Here is a 16455-nt window from a genome sequence, read left to right as displayed (position 1 = left end):
ACGAACAAAGCATATACTTTACGGAGATAAAACAGGTGGTGGGCATTTATGCCTGGAACTGGAAACCCTAAAAACTGGAGTGCGGAAAGAGTAATGCACAATGTATCAGATATAGCTACCGACCCTACACTAAAATGGAAGAGGGGAGAGTTGTTAAGAGTGTCCAAAGATATGAGGTTATAGGAATTAGGGATGGAATTAAAATAAAGGTAATTACAGATGGAAAAGATATAATAACTGCATTCCCTATTAAATAACTAATTTTAGGAGGGCGATTTTATGAATTTAAATATTCTTTTAAAAGAAATAGTAAGAAATATTACTAATCTTCCATTGAAAGATGAAAAAGACATTTTAGAGTTTATAGAACATGAAGAGTGGGGATTAGCTCGGATTAGCTCTAGAAACAATATGCGGTGTAATTGAACAAGAGGATATCACTATTGATAAAGATATTTTTGGCAAAATCGAAGAAGCTGGAATATACATGGAAATGGACAAATCACTTTGGGAAGGAATAAGTAAACAAATTAGGTAAATATGCTTGTCTTTAGAGAAAAGTATATTTCTAGTCATAACATCATTTTGCTTTAAGAAGCAAGAAATCAAAAAAGTGGATAAAGAGTTAAAAGCACTTATCAAGCCATTAGGGATGCAGCTTGAAACGATGCCAGGCATTAATACGGTGACCGCATCCGCTTTCATTGCAGAAATCGGGGATATTCATCGTTTCTTTCATTCTGACAAACTCGCAAGATACGCAGGTATAGCCCCTGTCAGAATGGGTTCGGGCGGCAAGGAAACAGGAAATTATACACTATCTTTTATAACTTGGCTGTTCAAAAAATACATATTTGTAAAGGCAGTAAAACTCCTCGAAATCCTGTGTTTTACGAGTATTATCAGAAAAAGCTAGCAGAAGGTAAAACCAAACAACAAGCGCTTATTTGCATTATGAGAGGACTTGTCAATATTATCTATGGTATGATGAAACACAAGACCGCTTATATCATGCCTGAACGGAAAGTCAGTTGATATAATGGGTGGTGGTTAGTGAAACTGCCACCCGTTTATAAAGTACATTTTTATAATTTCCTAAGGGTACGGGTAAAACTGTTAAGCTACCAAGCCAAGGGACGGTGGACGCAGGCGTTCCGGGAGCACCAAAAGTAGATGCTGGTAAGCAAGGAAAGCATGTTTTAGGTCATCCTGATAGTATGCCTGGTAAGAAAACTCAATGGGCAGAAGGAGAAGATGGAGTTAAATTGACTCAAGAAGCATGGGTAAAGGGAACTGTAGTTAAGCCAGATGGTAGTGTTAAAATTTATGACTTTCACAAACCAATTGGGGTGAATGGAGAAACTAGAGTAAAAGTTCATATGGATAAAAAAAGAAACATCCATGGTTACCCAGTAAAATAACGGAGGTATATCATGAAACAAAATGTATTAAATACAATTGAACAATTATATCACCATGGTGATTTTGGATATGTTTTATTGAATTATGTCGATACTAATGTTTGGGCTAATAAAATCACTCATGAAATAAAAGGAATAAACGTTGAGAATTTAACAGATTTTAATTATTCAAAATGTTTCACATTATATATTATGCCTTCGATCCATCCTAAGATAAAAATTGGTACGGATGAATTTAGAGCATATATCAGAGAACACACTTATTTAAACGGATTATTGGTTTATATTTCGGCAATTGCTCCATTTGCAGCAATAAAATATGTTAGGTATGAATATGTTGATGGAGAGATTGAAATGCAAGAACAATACCAGCCATTCGATGAAGAAACAGAACAAATCGGCAAAGATATTTTGAAATTATTAGAGAATGAGGGGATAGAAGTTCTTGAAAAAAGCTTATTAGAAATAGAAGTACCTAATATTTCGTTAGAACTTAGAGAGGAAAAGGTAACAGTATTTCATTGCCTATTTGAAGATAGTTATTAAAAAGAAATTATACTTGGATTGGCATTAAGCAAGAGACTTTAATGGTTGTAGATTATTTGAACAACGAAGACAATGAGAGCATTAGTTTTGGAGTTTTTAAAAGATAAAGTAAATTTTAAACTCTATGAGCATAATGACGATGAATGAAGGAGTTACCTCTTGAGCATTTTATGAATAGTTTCGAGTTGTCACGACAAATTGCTGAAGAGAGAAAGAATGGATGAATTGTTATTTGATGATGAAGACTAACAATACTACCCCAAAACGAGTACTCAAGGCTCGTCTGGGGTTTTTTTATCTAATCAAATGTTAATGTTAAAATGTGTAAAACTCTCTCTCCTGTTAACACTGTTCACGACCATCACTTCAATGTCCCATTGTATTGATGTTAGTCTAAAAATTGGAAACGGAGAACAGGGAGATTATAATAAACTTAATTACAATAGGTTCAAGGTGTCCAATCATGAAAAAGAGAACATTTGATCAAGAATACAAGATTCAAGCTGTTGAGTTATGCTTGGAGGGGGACAAGTCCATCGCCCAAGTGGCAAAAGAGTTAGGTTTGGCTTACAACACTCTTCATCGTTGGGTCAAAGAATACAAAGAAAGCAACGGAAAGAGTTTTGTGGGTTCAGGCAACATCAAGCCACAAAATCAAGAAATCATCGAGTTACGCCGTCGCAATCAAGAGTTGGAGGAGGAATTAGCGATCCTAAAAAAGGCGTTAGGTATCTTCACCAGAAACCAGAAGTAATTTACGCCTTCATTTTTCAACTTTCAACACCGTAATGAATTTCTTGTTGTGAAGATGTGCCAAGTTTTCGGTGTTTCAAGAAGTGGGTATTACGACTGGCTCAAGCGTGCGAAAAAGTAAACAGAAAGAACGAAAAGAACAACTCACTCAACAAATTCGAAATGAGTATCTAAAGTCCCGTAAGATTTACGGCAGTCCGAAAATTACGCAAGAACTACGCAAACAAGGGATTCGTGTGTCTCAAAAGACGGTCGCTCGCATCATGAGCGAAGAAGGCTTGAGATCCATTACCGTCCGTAAATTCAAAGCCACTACGAACAGTAACCATCCTTACAACGTATATGCCAATCTATTGAAACAGAACTTCCAAGCAACGGCTCCGAATGAAATATGGATGGCAGATATTACGTACATTCCTACCGACGAAGGCTGGTTGTATTTAGCGAGTATCATGGATTTATATACTCGTAAGATTGTAGGATGGTATATCGATACACGAATGACGAAAGAGTTAGTCATCAAAGCGTTACAACGGGCTCTAAACAGCGAAAAACCAACGGAACGAGTGATTCATCATTCGGATCGTGGGAGCCAATATGCTTCGAATGACTATCAGCAACTTTTACAGGAACATCATTTTCAAGTGAGTATGTCGAGACGTGGAAACTGTTACGACAACGCTTGTATGGAGTCGTTTCATAGCTTAATCAAGAAAGAATGCATCTATCCAAATCGATTCCGTAGGCGAAAAGAAGCGAAACAAACCATTTTTGAGTACATCGAATGCTTCTACAACCGCAAAAGAAGTCATTCAGCTCTTGGCTATGTATCGCTATGTGAATTTGAGGCTGCTTACTACGCTAATCAGAGAAAAGTAGCTGCCTAAATTCAGCTATTTCTCTCTGTTTAACGTGTCCGTTTTCTTGACATAACACCACATTTTTATAATTTCCTAAGGGTACTGTTAATCTTAATTCAGTTCCATCTGTAAAGAATGGTGAATTTAATAGATGGTTTAATTCACTAACTCCTGATGAGTTTGATAAAGTATGGTCTGACCCTAGGTTAAGAAAAGCCATTGAAAGTAGACTTAGACATCCAGGTGGATTTCATGAGTGGCATTTAGTATCTCGAGCTCCTAGTTTTAAACGGTGGGGTGTAACAGCAGAACAAATTAAGGAATTAAGAACTGCTATAGAAGATGTGAAGTTTGTTAATCCAAAAGGAGTTCATGGCGGGAAGGGTTCTACGAAAGCCCATAATGAATTGTTAGAGATTATTGATTCTTCACCAGATTATGCAACATTTAAGAGACGACTCCAAAGTTGGGCTAATTATAGACTAGAAGGTGGAGTGGAATCTTTACCGGAAGGTCTTAGACCGTAAAAAAGCTAAGGAGGAGTATGAAGTATATGGAAAAGGAAGGATTTGTATCATTATTTATTGGCAACTCTAAGTCATATAAGGATCTTCAAAACTATATTTTGAATAGTTATACAGAAGATGGAGATTTACTACCTTCCGAATTTGAAAAAGACTTTAACATTGATTACTATAATGAAGATTTTAGAGAAGTAGAATTCTATGATGAACCATCGAATGATTTACGTGTTCTACTTGAAGGTTTTTCTTATGATGAGGAGATAATTCCAAAATTTATAGAGCTTTGCGGTGAGCGTTTAAATCAAGAAGCGAACTCAGTTATTTTACTTTATAACTTTCAATATAATGGAAATGTCAATGAAAAAAATCAGTTTAGATTTTTAGGAACCGTACAATATAAGTAATTATAAACACCTTGAATGAGTGTTCGACACTCTTTCAAGGTTTCTTTTTTTATTTTATAAGAGGGGTGAGTGCCAAATAAACCACCATTGATACAGCCTATACTCATAACCTACGGAACTTTGAAAGAAGCATTGATGTTTTATTCAGTAAATTTAATCAAAATTTTTTACAAAACTAGATAATTTTGTACACGAATAATAAAACTGTTTAAAAATATATAATAATTGTTTAAAAATCAGGGCGATATAAAAGTTTTAACGCCTTACCCATGTACATGGCAACGATTATTTGTCTCTTTACAACTTTTCTTAAACTGAGTAAGATAATTTCTGTAAAATTGAATATGATTAAATCGCTGAATCCTTTTAAGGAGCGGGGGAACCATTTTGTAACGTTTTGTTACTTGGGGTGAATCCTTGAAAAAGGAGGGGCTACTCTCATAGTCCTAATCCGACAGCTAACCTCGTAAGCGTTTTGGGAGGGATGTAAGTTGAATGATGTCTTTTTGACCACTGAGTGCATCCTCAGTGGTTTTTTATGTTCATGAAGATGCACATAAAAGTCCATACAGTTCATCAAGCTATAAGGAGAGGAAAAGCCTAATATTTTTAAGAAAGAAGGAGTCTTGAAAATGGCTTATTTGAAGCGGTTATTAATCGGTTCGCCAATGGAAACGAAACGATTGAAACATGAAAAATTACCAAAATGGAAAGCATTGGCGGTATTTTCTTCGGATGCATTGTCTTCCGTTGCGTATGCAACAGAAGAAATATTATTAGTATTGATGATATTAGGAACCAGCGTGTTTTTTTATTCCTTACCCATAGCTTTGGCGATTGTAGGGCTTTTAGTCATTGTGACTTTATCCTATAGACAAATCATTTATGCCTTCCCATCAGGAGGCGGAGCTTATGTAGTGGCAAGAGACCACATCAATACCACCACAAGCCTAGTAGCAGGCGCAGCATTAATGATTGATTATGTTCTTACGGTTGCGGTTAGTATTAGCTCAGCCGTTGCGGCTCTTACTTCTGCTTTTCCAGCCTTGCTTACTTGGAAAGTGGAAATAGCCGTCGCTCTTGTATTATTGCTCATGATTTTAAATTTGCGGGGAATTACCGAATCAGCCACTGTATTTGCCTATCCAACCTATTTATTTATTATTTCAGTACTAGTTCTCATTATTGCAGGAGGATGGAAATTATATAATGAAGGATGGCATGGTTTTAATTATGCAAATCACGCTACACCTGAACATTTCTTCGCTAGTGGATACGGCGTGTTTATTTTATTAAGGGCTTTTTCATCCGGTTGTTCAGCAATGACAGGAGTGGAAGCCATTAGCAACGGTGTGCCATCGTTTAGACCTAACAGTTCCAAAAATGCTGCAATTACAATGGGATGGATGTCCTTACTGTTAGGCATCATGTTTCTAGGTATTACAATTTTAAGTACAGGCTTCGGAGTGACTCCAGCCGAACATAAGACTGTCATTTCTCAAATAGGAAGTCACGTCTTTGGCAATAGCATATTATTTTATATTTTTCAGATGATCACCATGTTAATTTTAGTATTAGCTGCGAATACAAGTTTTGCCGGATTTCCGCAGCTTGTTTCGATTATAGCTACTGACCGTTATTTGCCGAGAAGTTTAGCAGCGCGCGGAGATCGTTTGGTGTTTTCCAATGGAATTATTCTCTTAAGTATTTTAGCGATCATTTTAATTATCGTATTCCATGGTAAAACACATTCTCTGATCCCGCTGTATGCAGTCGGAGTATTTCTTTCCTTTACGATCGGTCAATACGGTATGATTAAAAAAATATGGAAAGAAAAATCGAAAAGCAATATGGCCACATTGTTGATCATTATCACTGGAACAATTGCTACAGGATTAGTAACGATCATTACCGTTATAGCGAAATTTACACACGGTGCATGGTTAGTGATTGTAGCCATTCCATTAATCGTTGTCTTGTTTAACAAAATTCATGCTCATTATGAAACATTAGCTCAGCAATTAAAATTGGATAAAAGTGATCGGACTGAAACAAAAGAAATTGTGTCTCCGAAGGTGATCATCCCGATTTCAGGCATTAGTAAAGTCGTTGATCAATCTGTACAATATGCAAAAAGTATTTCAGACGATATTACAGCCATTACAATTGTTTTTGCCGAAGAAGAAGAACAGAAAATACGCGACAAATGGTATAAGTTGTATCCAGATATCGAGCTGAAAATTATTTATTCACCTTATCGGACAATCCTTTCTCCATTATTGGATTACATTAATAAAGTAGAAAAAGAAACAAAAGGAGCAACCACAACTATTTTAATGCCGCAATTTATTGTGAAAAAATGGTGGCATACTTTACTTCATAACCAAACAGCGATCTTTTTAAGATTCTTTTTGATCCTGAAAAAAGACATCGTCATTGCTACGCTTCCGTACCATTTAAAAGAATAACATCTGGCTTTTGGCACTTGCTTAGGCGTTGTAAGTGTATATGAATCCGAGGATATATGTTCGAATTTCAAGAGCATTTATCCTCTTTTTTTTCATACGTTCATCTATCCGAATCGATTCTGTAGGCGGATATTCATAATGTGCCTCTCAATAACAGTTTTGATCATTAATTAAATGAAAACCATACGCACAGCGGTGTATGGTTTTCGGAAAGCTTTAAGCGAGGTATAAAAAAGCCCCTCCCCTAGTATTTTGGCTCGCCAACCAAATTTTATCTAGCTAGAAGGGAACTTTTTATGTCTTCTGACTTAAATAGTTAGTCACAGACAAAATGTAATTGTAAGTAATCATATCATCTTTGCTGATGAGTTATAATAAATTGAAGAAGATAGAACAGCCAAAGCCGAAATCACAACTGAAACATGATGAAAAGCCCTTTTAAAAAGTTTAAGTTGGTGTATTTTCAGATCCCAAAGATGCTGAACGATTAGCCCAAGAACCTTATCTTTCCATGACATGATCGTTAACCATATTTTCTTTTTCGATACAATAAAGTCTATTGATTCTCTTCGTTTCCGTAAAAGATAGGACTCATTATTTCTTCTGATTTTATCAAAGTCTGTAATTGTTCATCTGTAATTTTATTTTCGTCATTATTTTTTTCAATAAACCCCAATATATCCAAGTATAGGGTTCTCCAATTTACAGAGGTAATGAAGTGGATGAAGCCAAAGAACATTGAAATAACCCATTAAAATTGATTTTTAGTCCTGGGAAAGATATTTAAATTTTGAAATATCAGCTCTATCAATCCCATATGTTTCTAATACCTCTCGAATATAATCATCTGGATTCATATTAAATAAAAAATCTAAGTTCCAACTACAATATGCTTGTGCTACATGACCTAATAAATTTTCGGTTAACGCTGCTATTTCACTATGTTCTAAGTTTAATTCCTCTATATTTTTATTTGAAATAAATTGAACCTTTATATAGTTTTCTCTCGGCTCAAAAAATTGCTTATCTGTTTCACTAAGCCAAGAATAGTCCTTCAATGTACTTGGCCTCTTTTTATCTTCAATAATCAAAAAATTTGTACTTTCTATGTCCGGTATTTCAATTTTCCAAATTTCAAGTGAATTAGATTTTAGTTCTCTACTAATTATCATTTTTTTGATTCCACTCCTTTATATTATTCATAGTAATTGTCAATCTAGTAAATTTTAAAAATATATATCCCGAAGATAAGTATAAAATTAAGCACTTTGAGCAACCTTAGGATAATATAATTATAATACAAATATTTACAATTATGTATTTTGATAGAATTATGTCGACGGAATGGACACGTTAAACTGAGAGAAATAGCTGAACTTAGGCAAATATTTTTCTATCTTTGGCGTAATAAGCAGCCTCAAATTCACATGGCGATACATAGCGAAGGGCGGAATGTGTCAAAGCATTCAATATACTCGACAATGGCTTGTGTCGCTTTTTTCGCGTACGGAATTGATTCAGATAAATGTACTCTTCTTTGAGGAGGCTATGAAAGGTACCTTCAAGAATTTTGTGTAATGTAAGTCTGATCAGAAGAATAATTGTGTAAAAATTTACAATTTTGTGAAGATAAAAGTATAACGTTTGACTGTACAGTTTGATTATAATATGATCTTATTAAAAGGGTTAAAAGGGGGTATAGATGGATGGGGTCGTCTATAAAATTGGTGAACTAGCAAGTATAGCAAATGTTTCTAAAAGAACAATCGATTATTATACAAAACTAGGCTTGCTTAAAGCAGAACGGTCCAAATCGAATTATCGATATTATGATTCATCTGCTCTTGAGGATTTAAAATTAATTGACCATTACAAAAAACTGAATTATTCATTAGACATGATAAAAGAGAGGTTAGAGTTGCATAGAAAAAAAACAGCAGCCGAGGAAGAACTTATTCTTAAACAAGCCAAAACAATTGCTGAACATATGAAATTATTGGAGGATGAAATTAAAGAAATTCATGATCTTTTAAGCAAATTGGATGATGAGTGTAAGAAAAAGATTTCGAATCAATTGTCTCCACAGACGATGGCATTATTACAATCATTAATCATGTTTTTAGGATGATAAAGAGAGATCTATACAAGGGAATAGTGAAAAAAGCATAATTACTGTTGACATTTCGTTATTGGGAGGTGTAAGTCGTTCCTTTTTATAGGGGAACGGCCGTAGTTTGGAAATATTTAATTTATTTATGGTTGCTGTGTTAATTGGTTTCACAGCATTTTTCGTCGCTTCTGAATTCGCCATTGTAAAAGTCCGATCTTCAAGAATTGATCAGCTTATCTCGGAAGGAAATAAAAATGCTGTTGTAGCTAAAAAAATCATCTCCAATTTGGACGAATATTTATCAGCGTGCCAGCTTGGAATCACCATAACAGCATTAGGTTTAGGCTGGCTAGGAGAACCGACTGTTGAGCATCTTCTTCACCCCGTTTTTGAAAAAATGAATTTTTCCCCATATGTGTCTAATATACTGTCATTTGGAATTGCTTTCGCTGCGATTACATTTTTACATGTCGTTATTGGAGAATTGGCTCCGAAAACGGTAGCCATTCAAAAGGCAGAAGCTATTACATTATTAACAGCAAGACCCTTAGTTTTGTTTTATAAAATCATGTATCCATTTATTTGGGCATTAAACGGTTCTGCAAGGGGCATTATCCGTTTATTTGGCTTAAAACCAGCTTCCGAACATGAGCTTGCACACTCAGAGGAAGAGCTGCGGCTTATTTTATCTGAAAGCTACAAAAGCGGCGAGATTAACCAAACGGAATACAAATATGTGAATAACATCTTCACGTTTGATGACCGGATCGCAAAAGAAATCATGGTTCCCCGAACGGAAATTGTTGCACTTGATAAAAATAAAACCATTAAAGAAAACTTGGAAATCATCAAAAAAGAAAAATTTACAAGATATCCGGTAATTGACGGAGATAAAGATCATGTTATTGGCCTTATCAACATCAAAGAAGTATTTACAGAAATCTCCTCTCACGATAGCTTAAATACCGAAAAATCCATAGATGATTTTGTCCGTCCAATTATTCAAGTCATTGAATCCATTCCAATCCATGATCTGTTGCTGAAAATGCAAAAAGAACGAATACACATGGCAATTTTATATGATGAATATGGCGGTACATCCGGTTTGGTCACCGTTGAAGATATTCTTGAAGAAATTGTCGGTGAGATTCAAGATGAATTTGATGAAGATAAAAAACCCATCATCCAACAAATAAATCATGATCGAGCCTTAGTTGATGGCCGCATCTTAATTAGCGAGATAAATGATTGGTTAGGGTTGAAAATTGAAGAAACGGATGTAGATACACTTGGCGGATGGATGTTAACTGAGCGTTATGATATTAAACAAGGGGAAAGTATTGAATTTGGACCGTACACCTTTCACGTAGTGGAAATGGCCGGGAACCATATTAAAACGATTGAGATTACTAAAATTGATAAAGGCTCGCCAGTTCTAGTAGAAGATTAATCATAATAAGACTTGGCGACAAGATCCCCCCGCTAGCAGAATACAAAAAAAGTCTGCCAAAAGGCTTCGATATTTCAACCCACAGGGGAATACTGTAATCCCCAAAACGTGCTTATAGTTGCGGCGAAAATAAAAATCTGTCATCCGCCAAACTCATTTAAACGAAGCTCTCTAAATTGAGTTCACTCCTTCTAATGGTCGCTTATCTCGAGCGTATCAGTATCATTAAAATTTAAATAAGTGGAATGGGATATCGTTTCTTGAAAAGAATAATTATGAATAAATGGAGGGAAATTCAAAAATGCTCAAGAAATTTTTAGCGAAATTCGGTAAGGGAGCAGCGACAGTAGATTTACAATTCGAAAATCGTCCTTATCAGATTGGTGAAGTAGTGCAAGGAGAAGTTGTCATTAAGGGAGGCGAAGTAGATCAACAGATCAACCAGTTGGCAGTTCAATTCATGATGACTGTTAGAGCAAAGCATGGCCAGCCTATTTCACGGGAGGTTGAGAGGATTCCTTTAAACGGATCATTTGTAATTTCAAAAAAAGAAGAAAAACGCATTCCATTTAATTATCGAATTCCGCAAGCCTTGCCTTTATCTAGAGGCCCTGTATCTTATTATTTTGATACCCATCTTGATATTGAGGGAGGCGTCGATCGGACAGATATTGATTATATCACCATTGGAGCATCGAAAGAGATCCAATCCATTTTTCATGCTCTTTCCCGTTTAGGTTTCCGAGAAAAATCTACTTCAGGAAAGCTTGATTCTTATGGCCAAGAATTTGAGTTTTTTCCGACACAGTTATTCGCAGACAAAGTTCAAGAATTAGAAATTCGTTTTGCTTATGTAGAAGAAGGAGTCAAAGTTTGGATGGAAGTGGAATACCGATCTGGCTATGGAAAAATCGAAGCGAAACGAGAATTTGTTTTGACTAAAGAAATAGTAGAGAACGAAGACAAACTGGTGTCCTCACTCGAAAAATATATTGCAGAAGCAGTCCAACAACCGGAATTGTATAAACAACCTTTTACCTATCCTACCTACCAGCCTCATCATAAAGGCAGTATGGCAAGCGGCATTGGAAGCATGGTTGGAGGATTGGCGATGGGTGTTTTAGGTGGTATGGTATTAAATGAACTAATGGATAACCTCGGTGTAGATGAAATGTTAGAAGATGCGGCAGAGGCCATAGGTTTGGACGAAGAGAATTTTGATTTAGCTGGCATGGATTTTGGAGATTTTTTTGATGAAAACTAATAAAAAAGCGTATTAACGGTCAGAAGAATGATTATTCTTTTAAAAAAAACAATTTTATGTTTGATGGAAGAATCCATTTGATCAAGCTTTTTTCCAAATGGATTCTTTTTTATTTACGGTTCAATATTTGTTTGATATTTATAAACAAACTTAATTTTCATTAAGAACATAAATAACAACATTAACATGAATTTTATTAGTATCTAAACTTTTGTTTAAAAAACATATGTCATGGAGTAAAATGGAAATAACTCTAAACGACTGTGTTTTATTTTAATGAGATGATCATAGCAAAGCATGAAATGCAAATAAAAATGATAAAAATTTAGGAAAGTTTTGAATAAACATTATCAGTAAAACATCGAATGTTATACTGCCTTATAAAAATTACGAAACGATATGCTTCTTCTTCGAGGATACAATGGATTTTTACAAAGACATAGGTGCTGACGACAATTTATAGTTGAGCTCTCTATTGTTCAACTATAACAAGGGTCATTAAACATTTTGTTTTTTAATTTTTAGCATTTTATCAATTAGCTAAGGGAAAATGACTACATAAAACTAAGAAAGGAATGTTCATTTTGGATAATAAGAATAAAAAACTTAAAATTATTATTGTAAGCGCAATTTCAGCAACCATTCTTTGTTCAATCATTGTATTGGCTTCACTTTCTCCAATATCTAATTCAGGACCTAATGTCAATCAATTTGGAGACATCGGTATGTGGATGTCTATAGTTCTCATTCTTATATCTTATGCAATCCCTTTAATTATTTACAGTTTAGGGGTTGATGCATTTAAGTATGTAATGGCTGCACTCTGTGGCTTAGGTCTTCTAATAGGGATGGCTGTTATATTTACTACTATTTTATTTATATTTACTTCTACAACTAGTATGATTTTATATGCTTTATTATGTCTTTCCGTTTTATATATTATGTCAAATATAATTTGGATTTTTATTACCGTTTCAACTAGTAATAAAAATAAAAAAACAATTTTCCAATAGTCCTTATCATGCAAATGAGAAGTACAGGAACGGTCCGATAAATTCTAAAATGAAGCCAGTAGAGAAAAATGAGTTGTTTTTCTCCGCTGGCTTTTGTAATTTTTCGATTCTTGTCTGAGTTGAAAATGCGGACCCATATTTTCAGGATGCTGTGAACTATTGCCACAATTCCAAACTCGCCCTCCTGCAAGGATCATCTGCAGATCACCCTTGATGTGTCTGAACATTTTTTTTACTTCGACTTTGAGTCGAATGTAAAAAAATCACATCTTTCTTCCTGCGTTTTAGGAACTGCTATTTCTTTCATTTTTCTTTGAACCAACTGGTCAAGTAAGTTCCAGAGAAAGGTGCAATCGTGGAACGACTTGAATATTATGGACTTTTCAAGCAGGGTTTGGAACGTACATTATGCGATCAATTCGATCGAAAGAAATTCGGAAATAGTTGAAACCGATGGGCATTTGAGCAGTTTAGAAATCGTGGGGAAAAGTTGTATATTTGATGATATAAGACTTTCATGAAAAATGGGCAGAGCAAAAGTAGAGAGGAGTACCGAAGCAAAGGAAGTCTTTCAGCAAATGTTTGGTAAATGTTGCAATGAACCATTATTGCAAAAAGGCCATACAGGAGACTTAAAATTTAGCCGCATTGTGTGAAGAAAACAGCCCTCTATTCTAAATTTCCATCAGAGGTACTTTATTTATCTTGCATTATACAAAATTATTGACGTTACCGAGTCAGTATCATTACAATAAAAAGGTTAACTTTTCCATTTGTCCTGCCTGACATATTTATTTTTTAAAAACTGTTCCTTATAAACAAAAAATTATTTTCAAAATAAGTTAGGAGGCTATATAAATGGAAATATATTTGAAATACTTTTTAATGGGGTTAACGATTGCTTTACCGATAGGAACCATCACAATTGAAATGACTAAACAAGGGATTAAACATGGTTTTTTACATGGTTGGGCGGTGGGGTTAGGCGGGATGACAGTTGATTTTCTTTTAATTATTGCCATTTATTTAGGATTGGCTCCCCTATTATCGGCCCCTTTAATAGAAATTCCATTATGGCTGCTAGGCGCTGTTTTTTTATTTTATTTAGCTTATGATTCGATAAAAAATGCAAATCACGATATGACAATGATTGGCGAACCAACTTATAAATCGATTGGAAAAACATATCGAAATGGTATATTTGTTGCAATCTCGCCAAGTAATTTAATTTTTTGGATATCAATTTTTGGTGTAGTGTTGACAGATTCATTTTCTCAAGCGAATACAGCTGATTTTTTTATTACTGCATTAGGAATCTTATCAGGAATATTGGTACATGACATTATACTTCTTACTATCATTTCGGTTACACGAAAAGCAATGAATAAAAAAGCAATAATGACTGTTTCGATTATTGCCGGAATTTTGTTGTTTGGTTTCGGTTGTACTTTTCTCTATAAATTTTTCATAACATTACAAGCGAACTATCCGTTTTGGTAGGTGCAAATAAATAATGACATTAGTGTAACAGGTTCGAATTGGATCGAAATTGAAAAAACTGCATCTTCCATTTTAGTCCTTCCTTCTATCACGGAACGATATTTTTATTTGAAAAATACGCTTTCCTCGTGGTAATGAAACGGTGAATCATAAAGGAATTTCAGTTTCATTCGATAAAACATCATTAACACTTGAATCTAAAAAATCGGTGATACGGCAGTAGCTCTATTTCCCATTAGCTCAAGGAAGAGCAATAGAAACACAGGAGAATCTCCTGAAGCGATGAAAGGATCAAGTTGAACAATTGAGAAAGAGTCATAAGTGTTTAACTCTTTGAGTCTCATACATTGCTTCCGGCAAAACAAACTTTAATACGATTCGCCAAGTATTTTTGGAGAAGTGCATTTTCTCCCTTAAAAAACACGTATTGATTATTCGGCTTGTTGCGTTTTGCTTGTGCAACATTAAAAAAACACGTATTGGTTATTGACAAAACAAAAATCCAAGCTATATAATATCTAGTAATCAACTAGGAATACTATGTTTCGGTTGCGTAATTTTCGGAAATACATTCAGACGTTCCGCTCCCTTTGAAATGGAATATCTCATTCATGTCGAACAGCGAATTTGCAAAGCTATCTGGATTTAATTTGTTTATCAATTGGGCGATTCTTTAACCTTAGAGCATACCAGCAAAAGAAGCAAAATAATCACTGATTGGAAATCTGAGTATATCTTGCATGGATACATGATAAAGTCCAATAGCAAGCTGATGAAGTGATTACAATCATTTGTCCACCAGACCACTGGAGACTTCCTTTCATTTTTAAGGGAGTCTCCTTTTTTATTTTAAGCACCTCAAGACATATTTAATCGTCCATATTCAAGGAGGAATTATAAATGGAAATCTTTTGGTTTATTCCCACAAATGGCGACTTTCGTCAATTAAATCATCAAGAAGGTTCACGTCCTGCAACCTATAACTATTGCAGACAAATTGCACAGGCTGTCGATGATTTAGGCTATAGCGGCGTGTTAATTCCAACAGGAAAAACATGTGAAGAAGGCTTTATTGTCGCTTCAACGCTTGCACCCGTAACAAAAAATTTAAAGTATCTTGTAGCGGTGCGGCCAGGATTAATGTCACCGAGCTTTGCAGCACGCATGTCGGCGACATTGGATCGATTTTCTGACGGTCGGTTATTAATTAATGTGGTGGCTGGCGGAGATCCGGTCGAGCTTGCAGGAGAAGGTGTGTTTTTAGATCACGATGAACGATATGAGTTAACAGATGAATTTTTAACCATTTGGCGTCAATTATTTACAGAAGAAGTTGATTTAGAAGGAGACTATTTACGAATTCGAGGTGGGCAATTGCCATACCCGACAGTTCAAAAACCATATCCGCCGCTATATTTTGGAGGATCTTCACCTGCTGCGATGAAGGTGGCGGCAAAGCATATCGATGTCTATTTAACATGGGGAGAACCACCGGCACAAGTGGAGAAAAAAATCAATAAAATGCGGGCGTACGCTGCTGCCCAAGGAAGAACAGTAAAATTCGGCATCCGGCTGCACGTCATTGTCCGTCCAACAGAAGAGGAAGCATGGGAAGCTGCCAATAAGCTCATTGAACATGTGGATGAGGAAACTATTGCGCAGGCGTTGAAAGTATTTAAGCGGATGGATTCTGAAGGCCAGCGCTTAATGACGAGTTTGCATGAAGGTGATCGTACAAGATTAGAAGTGAGTCCAAATCTTTGGGCCGGTGTTGGATTGGTACGGACCGGTGCAGGCACGGCGCTAGTAGGAGATCCTGATACGGTTGCTGCCCGTATGAAAGAATACGCTGATTTAGGCATTGAGACCTTTATTCTTTCAGGCTATCCGCATTTAGAAGAAGCCTATAGAACAGCGGAATTATTGTTCCCGAAACTTCCAATTGATAAAAAGGATACTTCTCATCAGAAGACATTCCTTAGCCCATTCGGTGGAGATATCAAATCGGCTGTTGCGAAATAACAGGTTCATTAAACAATTTGAGGTGACAACAAGAGGATTGTGAAAATGCTTGATTTTAATTGGTGATAACCATCATGTCTCTTATAGGATGATGCAGAAAGATTTTCATCTGTCACATAG

At 35.5% G+C, this 16455-nt stretch carries 13 protein-coding genes, 2 pseudogenes and 1 riboswitch; of the genes and pseudogenes, 14 read left to right on the top strand and 1 reads right to left on the bottom strand.

Annotated features, from left to right (window positions below; all coding sequences use genetic code 11):
• The first annotated feature begins 279 nt into the window (after positions 1 to 279).
• From ACVIJU_RS00880 to ACVIJU_RS00845, 8 genes and pseudogenes are all read left to right on the top strand, one after another.
• Positions 280 to 426 carry a hypothetical protein gene (locus ACVIJU_RS00880; RefSeq protein ID WP_456687173.1) on the top strand — a complete coding sequence of 49 codons (147 nt, stop codon included), beginning with the start codon at positions 280 to 282 and terminating at the stop codon, positions 424 to 426.
• Positions 410 to 538, top strand: a complete 129-nt coding sequence (locus ACVIJU_RS00875) for a hypothetical protein (RefSeq protein WP_456687908.1) — start codon at positions 410 to 412, stop codon at positions 536 to 538. Before ACVIJU_RS00880 ends, ACVIJU_RS00875 begins: the two co-directional genes overlap by 17 nt.
• A 33-nt stretch (positions 539 to 571) precedes the next feature.
• A pseudogene (locus tag ACVIJU_RS00870) lies at positions 572 to 1035 on the top strand (transposase); the annotation flags it as partial.
• 104 nt (positions 1036 to 1139) lie between these two features.
• Positions 1140 to 1421: a hypothetical protein gene (locus ACVIJU_RS00865; RefSeq protein ID WP_339229932.1), complete on the top strand. Its 282-nt coding sequence runs from the start codon at positions 1140 to 1142 to the stop codon at positions 1419 to 1421.
• A gap of 12 nt (positions 1422 to 1433) precedes the next feature.
• Positions 1434 to 1967 (top strand): hypothetical protein, encoded by a 534-nt coding sequence (locus ACVIJU_RS00860; protein WP_063389311.1) that lies wholly within the window; start codon positions 1434 to 1436, stop codon positions 1965 to 1967.
• 463 nt (positions 1968 to 2430) lie between these two features.
• A pseudogene (locus ACVIJU_RS00855) lies at positions 2431 to 3607 on the top strand (IS3 family transposase).
• Between the two features lie 526 nt (positions 3608 to 4133).
• Positions 4134 to 4508 carry an immunity 22 family protein gene (locus ACVIJU_RS00850; RefSeq protein ID WP_063386469.1) on the top strand — a complete coding sequence of 125 codons (375 nt, stop codon included), beginning with the start codon at positions 4134 to 4136 and terminating at the stop codon, positions 4506 to 4508.
• A gap of 344 nt (positions 4509 to 4852) precedes the next feature.
• Positions 4853 to 4996, top strand: a riboswitch (cyclic di-AMP (ydaO/yuaA leader).
• A 144-nt stretch (positions 4997 to 5140) separates the two neighbouring features.
• Positions 5141 to 6976, top strand: coding sequence for an APC family permease (locus ACVIJU_RS00845; protein WP_456687172.1), 1836 nt, complete (start codon positions 5141 to 5143; stop codon positions 6974 to 6976).
• A 764-nt stretch (positions 6977 to 7740) separates the two neighbouring features.
• On the opposite strand, the gene ACVIJU_RS00840 is transcribed toward ACVIJU_RS00845, so the two are convergent.
• Entirely contained in the window at positions 7741 to 8148 is a 408-nt protein-coding gene (locus ACVIJU_RS00840) for a hypothetical protein (protein WP_063386471.1), read from the bottom strand.
• Positions 8149 to 8678: 530 nt separating this feature from the next.
• Between ACVIJU_RS00840 and ACVIJU_RS00835 the strand changes: the two genes are divergently transcribed.
• From ACVIJU_RS00835 to ssuD, 6 genes are all read left to right on the top strand, one after another.
• Positions 8679 to 9104 carry a MerR family transcriptional regulator gene (locus tag ACVIJU_RS00835; RefSeq protein ID WP_066250348.1) on the top strand — a complete coding sequence of 142 codons (426 nt, stop codon included), beginning with the start codon at positions 8679 to 8681 and terminating at the stop codon, positions 9102 to 9104.
• Between the two features lie 106 nt (positions 9105 to 9210).
• Positions 9211 to 10536 (top strand): hemolysin family protein, encoded by a 1326-nt coding sequence (locus ACVIJU_RS00830; protein WP_066250350.1) that lies wholly within the window; start codon positions 9211 to 9213, stop codon positions 10534 to 10536.
• A 301-nt stretch (positions 10537 to 10837) separates the two neighbouring features.
• Positions 10838 to 11800 (top strand): sporulation protein, encoded by a 963-nt coding sequence (locus ACVIJU_RS00825; RefSeq protein WP_456687171.1) that lies wholly within the window; start codon positions 10838 to 10840, stop codon positions 11798 to 11800.
• A 584-nt stretch (positions 11801 to 12384) separates the two neighbouring features.
• Positions 12385 to 12813, top strand: a complete 429-nt coding sequence (locus ACVIJU_RS00820) for a DUF5391 family protein (RefSeq protein ID WP_456687170.1) — start codon at positions 12385 to 12387, stop codon at positions 12811 to 12813.
• Positions 12814 to 13671: 858 nt separating this feature from the next.
• Positions 13672 to 14313, top strand: coding sequence for a LysE family transporter (locus tag ACVIJU_RS00815; RefSeq protein ID WP_456687169.1), 642 nt, complete (start codon positions 13672 to 13674; stop codon positions 14311 to 14313).
• A 900-nt stretch (positions 14314 to 15213) separates the two neighbouring features.
• On the top strand, positions 15214 to 16335 hold the full coding sequence (gene ssuD / locus ACVIJU_RS00810; protein ID WP_456687168.1) for an FMNH2-dependent alkanesulfonate monooxygenase: 1122 nt from the start codon (positions 15214 to 15216) through the stop codon (positions 16333 to 16335).
• Positions 16336 to 16455 lie beyond the last annotated feature (120 nt).

It is taken from the genome of Aeribacillus sp. SP014 (assembly GCF_054055575.1).
This window is presented reverse-complemented; position numbering and strand designations above follow the sequence as displayed.

Coding starts and splice junctions, on each gene's coding strand:
- ACVIJU_RS00860 (WP_063389311.1), top strand. CDS start 1,434: ATGAAACAAAATGTATTAAATACAATTGAACAATTATATCACCATGGT.
- ACVIJU_RS00835 (WP_066250348.1), top strand. CDS start 8,679: ATGGATGGGGTCGTCTATAAAATTGGTGAACTAGCAAGTATAGCAAAT.
- ACVIJU_RS00840 (WP_063386471.1), bottom strand. CDS start 8,148: ATGATAATTAGTAGAGAACTAAAATCTAATTCACTTGAAATTTGGAAA.
- ACVIJU_RS00845 (WP_456687172.1), top strand. CDS start 5,141: ATGGCTTATTTGAAGCGGTTATTAATCGGTTCGCCAATGGAAACGAAA.
- ACVIJU_RS00880 (WP_456687173.1), top strand. CDS start 280: ATGAATTTAAATATTCTTTTAAAAGAAATAGTAAGAAATATTACTAAT.
- ACVIJU_RS00850 (WP_063386469.1), top strand. CDS start 4,134: ATGGAAAAGGAAGGATTTGTATCATTATTTATTGGCAACTCTAAGTCA.
- ACVIJU_RS00815 (WP_456687169.1), top strand. CDS start 13,672: ATGGAAATATATTTGAAATACTTTTTAATGGGGTTAACGATTGCTTTA.
- ACVIJU_RS00825 (WP_456687171.1), top strand. CDS start 10,838: ATGCTCAAGAAATTTTTAGCGAAATTCGGTAAGGGAGCAGCGACAGTA.
- ssuD (WP_456687168.1), top strand. CDS start 15,214: ATGGAAATCTTTTGGTTTATTCCCACAAATGGCGACTTTCGTCAATTA.